The organism is Caballeronia sp. (assembly GCF_049581465.1).
GTDB lineage: Bacteria > Pseudomonadota > Gammaproteobacteria > Burkholderiales > Burkholderiaceae > Caballeronia.
The window spans coordinates 1-5,448 of sequence record NZ_JBAUSA010000768.1; the positions used below are offsets into that span (position 1 = coordinate 1).

Here is a 5,448-nt window from a genome sequence, read left to right on the forward strand (position 1 = left end):
GGCGAGGCGTCGGCGAAATTATTTGCGAGAGACACTTTCCAAACACGTCGAAAACATATATTGGTTCGAACTAGAGAAACTAAGAGCCATTTGGACGGTGGCCCGATTACACCGCGCCTGAAGGAACGTGAGCCAACCCATGCCGCGAGAGCGTTGCGGCCGACAGGATTAGCGCGCCGATGCATTCCCAGTCCGAGAACCGTCCCAGCGTGGTCCGCCGCATGACTGCGGGGCAGATGTTGCTAGACGGGGCGACGCTGGACCAGGTTGCCAATCAGTTGAATTTGTCGATGGCGACAGTCAAGCGCTACCGGGCGATCATCGACGCGGGCGGCCTGGACGCGCTCAAGCAGATGGGCGTCGGGGGGCGGTCGTCGGTGCTCGACCATCATGCGCTTGAATGGATCGCATCGGCATCGCAGGGATCCGCCAGGCTGCAGGGCTTTGAAAGCGACGCGTGGACGAATGCGCGCTTGCTGGCGCTCATCGAGACGAAGTACGGAGTGAAATATTCGCGCGTCTACATATGGCAAATAGCCACGAACCTGGGGCTGGGACATCTACTGTCCAGGTCGCGTCGCTAGTTTGATTGCGGGCGCTCAAGTCTCTCCTAAAACCGTTTTAACTTTAAGGAAAATATGAAAAATTTGAAGAAAATACAAGTCTTACTGCCGGTCATCCTGATCGCTTCACAAGGAATGATGAGCCGTCTTGCCGTCGCCGAAACCGTGTCTACGCGCATTGGCCAGGTCGAGTTGACTGAAGGCGTTCCGGCGAGCCCTCAAGTGGCTGAGCAGCTCTTCGATGCATCCGACTTTCAGCGCGCAGCGCAAGCCTACGTGTGGGCGCTGCCCATTGTCGGCTTTGCTCAGTGGCAGAGCCAGGCGCAAAGCGTATTCGGTGCTAAGGATACCGATATGGTTTTGTACGAGTCGGTGAAGGACAAGCTGGGCATTCTCACGGCTAACGCGACCACGCCTTACATAGTCGGATTGCCGGACCTTTCCAAGACGGGGCCGCTGGTTATCGATTATCCCGCGGGGAAGTCGGCCGGTGGCATAGGGGACTTTTGGCAACGGTCTTTAACCGATATTGGCGAGACCGGTCCAGATCGCGGCGAAGGGGGCAAGTATCTTGTTGTCGGACCGGGCCAGGCGACGCCGAAGGTTACGGGGTATCGCGTCATTCAGTCGCCGACGGTCAACATCTTCGTCGCGTTTCGCGCGCTCGACGCCGACCCGGCCAAGGCGACGGCGCTCATACAGCACTTCAGGATGTATCCGTACGCACAGCGCGCATCGGCTCCGGCAACGCGGCTGCTGCGCCCGGAGGGGCGTAAGTGGTCACAGGTGCCACCACGGGGAATGGCTTATTGGGAGCGGCTCAACGACATCTTGCAGCGCGAACCGGTGATCGAGCGGGACCGCGTGATGATGGGCATGATCAAGTCGCTGGGGATCGAAAAGGGCAAGCCGTTTGCGCCCAATGAACGTCAGAAAAAGAATCTGGAGGACGGCGCGCGCGTCGGCGAACTGTTCGCACAGGCGAATGCGTTCGACAGTCGTTCGCCGGGCGCGGTGTACCGGACCGACGCCCGCTGGCGTTACGTGATCGATTTCGACCCGACGCAGGAATCCAAGTACTACACGCAGGTCGACGAGCGTGCGGCCTATTTCTATGAGGCGGTGACGACATCGAAGGGCATGAACACGAAGACGCCTGGGGTCGGTCAGGCCTATCTCGGCGCCTACACGGACAAGAGCGGTGCAGTGCTCGACGGCAGCAAGAACTATGTGCTGCATGTGCCGGCAAATCCGCCCGCCAAACTCTTCTGGTCGCTAACGGTGTATGACGCACTCGATCGCGTGCTGGTCGATAACGGCAAGGGCATTGCGGACAAGTCGTCGCGTCAGGACCTCGTTAAAAACGACGATGGAACTGTCGATCTCTATGTCGGACCGGACGCGCCCGCCGGGAAAGAAAAGAACTGGATTCCATCAGTGCCGGGGAAAGCGTGGTTCGCGTATTTCCGGCTTTATGGACCCCTGCAGCCCTATTTCGACCGCGCGCTCGCGCTGCCGGATTTTCAGCAAGTGAAGTAACCGTCTATTTTTGGAGAATAACAATGCAAGGAAATATTCAACGTCGTTCCACCCGCCTGAGCGCCCGCGTAATGGGAACCATCGCAGCCGCGAGCATCGTCGCGATGCTGGCTCAGCCGGCCATGGCTCAGGAGGCGATGCTCGCCTCGGGCGTCGGTCCAAACGGAGCCGGCGCGGCCGTGGTCGCGGAGACCACGGCGACGGTAATCGGCATCGACAAGGCGGCCAACAGCGTCACGCTGCGAGGCGCCAGTGGGCGGGTGGCCACCATTGCGGTCAATCCCGAGGTCGGTGACGTCAGCAAGTTGGAGATCGGCGACAAGCTTAATATTGAGTATCGCAACGCTTTGCTGATTCACGCTGACAAGGTCAAGTCGAATGGCATTCGCGAACGCATCGAAGATAGCGCTACAGTCCCCGTAACCGCAGGTGCCACGTCGACAGCGCGCCGCATACTAGTTTTGGCGACGATACAGAAGATCGACGTGAAGAAGCGCCTGGTGACACTTCGCGGCCCGGACCAGACCCATGTCTTCGATGCCGCACCTGACGTGAAACTGGCAGGACTCAAGGTCGGCGACAGCGTTCGCGCCGAGTTCGAGTCGGCGACGGCAGTGCAGATCACGCGCAATGGTGCACCGCTAAAATAACAACCTGTCCGTACTGATGGGGAGTGGCGACAATGAAAACCGGCAATCCCGCGGCCACGCGCGCCGCTAACGGACGAGCCAGGCGCTCGCACATGGCGCGTGCGGCTCAGGCGCAAGTCGGCGAACTGAGGCGCGATCCGATCGAGTTGCTTGAGCGCAATAGCCAGGGTCGTGTCGAGCGGCTCTTGCCGCTGCGGTATGGGCGGATGCTCGCGTCGCCATTCACTTTTTTTCGGGGCAGTGCGATCCTGCAAGCGCATGACCTCAGCAAGACGCCCAACACCGGCATGGTCATGCCGATTTGCGGCGACGCACACCTGATGAATTTCGGCGGTTTCGCCACGCCGGAACGTCAGTTGATATTCGACCTGAATGACTTCGATGAAGTGGCGCTCGGTCCATGGGAATGGGATCTCAAGCGCCTCGTGGTCAGCTTCGTCGTTGCCGCAAGGCATATGCGCCTCGCCCGCGACACCGCGAATGCGCTCGTCCATACAATCGTCTCGTCCTATCGGGACAGGATGCATCAATACGCCGACTACAGTGCCCTTGAACTTTGGTACGAACGGATCACGTTCGAGTTGATGGTCGAGACGGCCGTGACGCCGGAACGGCGGCGCGCGATACGGCGAGGCATGGAAAAGGCGGCGAGTCGCACGAGTGAAAGCATGCTCCAAAAGATGGCCGAATTCGATGGAGAGCGATGGAAGATTCGCGATATGCCACCCGGTATCTTCCATCTCTTTGGAAACAACACCCTTCTTGATCCAACCGATGAATGGTTGAAGCTTGGCAACTGGGAAGCGTTTCTACGCGATATGTTTGAGCAGTATGCGCAAACCCTCACCCATGACCGGCGCGCGTTGCTTCGTCATTTCACGGCACAGGATCTGGCGTTCAAGGTGGTCGGTGTCGGCAGCGTGGGGACTCGCTGCCTGGTCCTGTTGATGACGGACGAACTCGGCAAGCCCATGTTCCTCCAGATCAAGGAGGCAAGGCAATCGGTCATCAGCCAGTATTTCGATGCGCAACGCCTTGAGCACGAAGGCGAGCGCGTGGTGCGCGGGCAACGCGTCCTTCAGGCTGCAAGCGACATTTTCCTCGGGTGGGCCACCGCGCCGTCGGGGCGCCATGTCTATATCCGGCAACTGCGCGACATGAAACTGTCGGCGAATGTCGAGCTATTCGATAACAACCTGCTGGAAGGTTATGCGCGTTTATGCGGATGGATTCTTGCGCGTGCTCACGCAAAGAGCAGTGGCCACGCGATCGAGCTTGCTGCATACATGGGTCGCAGCGACCGCCTTGCCGAAGCGCTGACGGAGTATTCGAACGCTTATGCCGATCATGTGGAAAAGGACTACGAAATATTCTGGAGGGCGTGCCGAAGCGGGCGCCTGGAGGCCCGTACCGACGAAGACATGGCGGCTGACTTTCATGTCTGAGCATTGTTTGGCGGCGCCGGTGTGGACGGCGTGACCCTCTGGCGTCCGCTGGATCAGGACCCGTTCGCGTCGATCCAGGCATAGGCCCAGCCGATGGCGCATAGCGTGGCATCGTCGAAGGTGTCGAACGATCCCAGAATCCCGGAATCATGCTGTTCCTGATAAGTGCCCGGCTTGCTCGTCAACGGTGAGCGTTCGATCACGGCCTGCGCGGTGACTTTTCCATCGGATAGGAAGGGCGCCACATTGACGCGGCAGTCCCTGTAGAAGATGAACATTGCCGTTTAATTATTGATTTATAAATCCGACTAATGCGTTCTGATATGCACCAGAAAAAATCCCGTCGCGAGGACGGGAAGAATCAGGCTGAATGGGGAAAACAGCCTGACAGAGCCGAAGCTCTTAAGCCAACGATGGCAACCGGCGCGTTTGCAGTCAAGTTAAATCGACATCAGCAATAAAATGTTACATGTAATAGGTGCTTTATTATGGATAGCTTAATTATTTTATTTGCGTCGAATCCTAGGAGGATTTAGTTGAAAGTTTCACGGCTGAATCGTTTATTCAATTGCTAGTTAAGTTGCTGGTCCGATTGCTAGCGTGCGTCTGTCAGACTCTAGTGTAAATCGGCCAGGACACATTTATGATCATAGTCCGCCGCGTTCACGCGGCGATCCTATCGGTCGACGCGGACTCGCCACGCACACACTCCGGCATGATCGAAGCCAGCCGGTCCACGGTAGGAGTTCCGACCGCCGACGCCCTGACGAGCGTCAGCGGGAGGGATGGCAGTGTCGGTAACCCGATTGATCGCGTGTCGAGTACACTCACCGAGGCAGGCAGCCCGTAACGCGTGCGCACCGTCAGGCCGAGACCTGCAGCGGCAGCGGCCAACAAGCCGGACAAGCCGGGGCTGGTGAACGCCACGCGCCACGCAATGCGCCGCCGATCCAGTTCGGCCGTTGCTGCGCTGAAAAACATACAGGGACGGTCGAACGCAACCAGCGGCAACGGCTCATCGGCGTTCGCGCGCCACGGTAAAGTGGCCGAACCGATCCAGCACATGGCAGGTTCAGCTATCAGTTCGCTCGACCTGCCGGGTCGCTGCCCGCTTGTCAATTGCCCGCCATTTCCCCAGACCATTGCCAGATCCAGTTCGTTCGAATCAATGCGCTCCAGCAAGTCGGTGTTGCGTGCGACCCGCGCTTCAATGCGCACCTTCGGATGGGCTCGCGCAAAACGGCCTAGCAC

At 58.7% G+C, this 5,448-nt stretch carries 6 protein-coding genes; 4 read left to right on the forward strand and 2 right to left on the reverse strand.

What is annotated here, in order from left to right; translation table 11 throughout:
* Positions 1 to 179: 179 nt before the first annotated feature.
* The 4 genes from WCA53_RS18955 to WCA53_RS18970 are packed head-to-tail and all read left to right on the forward strand — an operon-like array spanning position 180 to position 4,197.
* Positions 180 to 584 (forward strand): helix-turn-helix domain-containing protein, encoded by a 405-nt coding sequence (locus WCA53_RS18955; RefSeq protein WP_423914033.1) that lies wholly within the window; start codon positions 180 to 182, stop codon positions 582 to 584.
* 54 nt (positions 585 to 638) lie between these two features.
* Positions 639 to 2,102: a DUF1254 domain-containing protein gene (locus WCA53_RS18960; protein ID WP_423914035.1), complete on the forward strand. Its 1,464-nt coding sequence runs from the start codon at positions 639 to 641 to the stop codon at positions 2,100 to 2,102.
* Positions 2,103 to 2,125: 23 nt separating this feature from the next.
* Positions 2,126 to 2,752: a hypothetical protein gene (locus tag WCA53_RS18965; RefSeq protein ID WP_423914037.1), complete on the forward strand. Its 627-nt coding sequence runs from the start codon at positions 2,126 to 2,128 to the stop codon at positions 2,750 to 2,752.
* A 32-nt stretch (positions 2,753 to 2,784) separates the two neighbouring features.
* Positions 2,785 to 4,197 carry a DUF2252 domain-containing protein gene (locus WCA53_RS18970; protein WP_423914039.1) on the forward strand — a complete coding sequence of 471 codons (1,413 nt, stop codon included), beginning with the start codon at positions 2,785 to 2,787 and terminating at the stop codon, positions 4,195 to 4,197.
* A gap of 53 nt (positions 4,198 to 4,250) precedes the next feature.
* On the opposite strand, the gene WCA53_RS18975 is transcribed toward WCA53_RS18970, so the two are convergent.
* On the reverse strand, positions 4,251 to 4,475 hold the full coding sequence (locus WCA53_RS18975; protein ID WP_423914041.1) for a hypothetical protein: 225 nt from the start codon (positions 4,473 to 4,475) through the stop codon (positions 4,251 to 4,253).
* Between the two features lie 385 nt (positions 4,476 to 4,860).
* On the reverse strand, positions 4,861 to 5,448 hold a 588-nt coding region (locus WCA53_RS18980), incomplete at its 5' end, for a LysR substrate-binding domain-containing protein (protein WP_423914045.1).

What these genes read in the sequence shown, in the direction of transcription:
- WCA53_RS18955 (WP_423914033.1), top strand. Translation starts at nt 180, where the DNA reads ATGCATTCCCAGTCCGAGAACCGTCCCAGCGTGGTCCGCCGCATGACT.
- WCA53_RS18960 (WP_423914035.1), top strand. Translation starts at nt 639, where the DNA reads ATGAAAAATTTGAAGAAAATACAAGTCTTACTGCCGGTCATCCTGATC.
- WCA53_RS18965 (WP_423914037.1), top strand. Translation starts at nt 2,126, where the DNA reads ATGCAAGGAAATATTCAACGTCGTTCCACCCGCCTGAGCGCCCGCGTA.
- WCA53_RS18970 (WP_423914039.1), top strand. Translation starts at nt 2,785, where the DNA reads ATGAAAACCGGCAATCCCGCGGCCACGCGCGCCGCTAACGGACGAGCC.
- WCA53_RS18975 (WP_423914041.1), bottom strand. Translation starts at nt 4,475, where the DNA reads ATGTTCATCTTCTACAGGGACTGCCGCGTCAATGTGGCGCCCTTCCTA.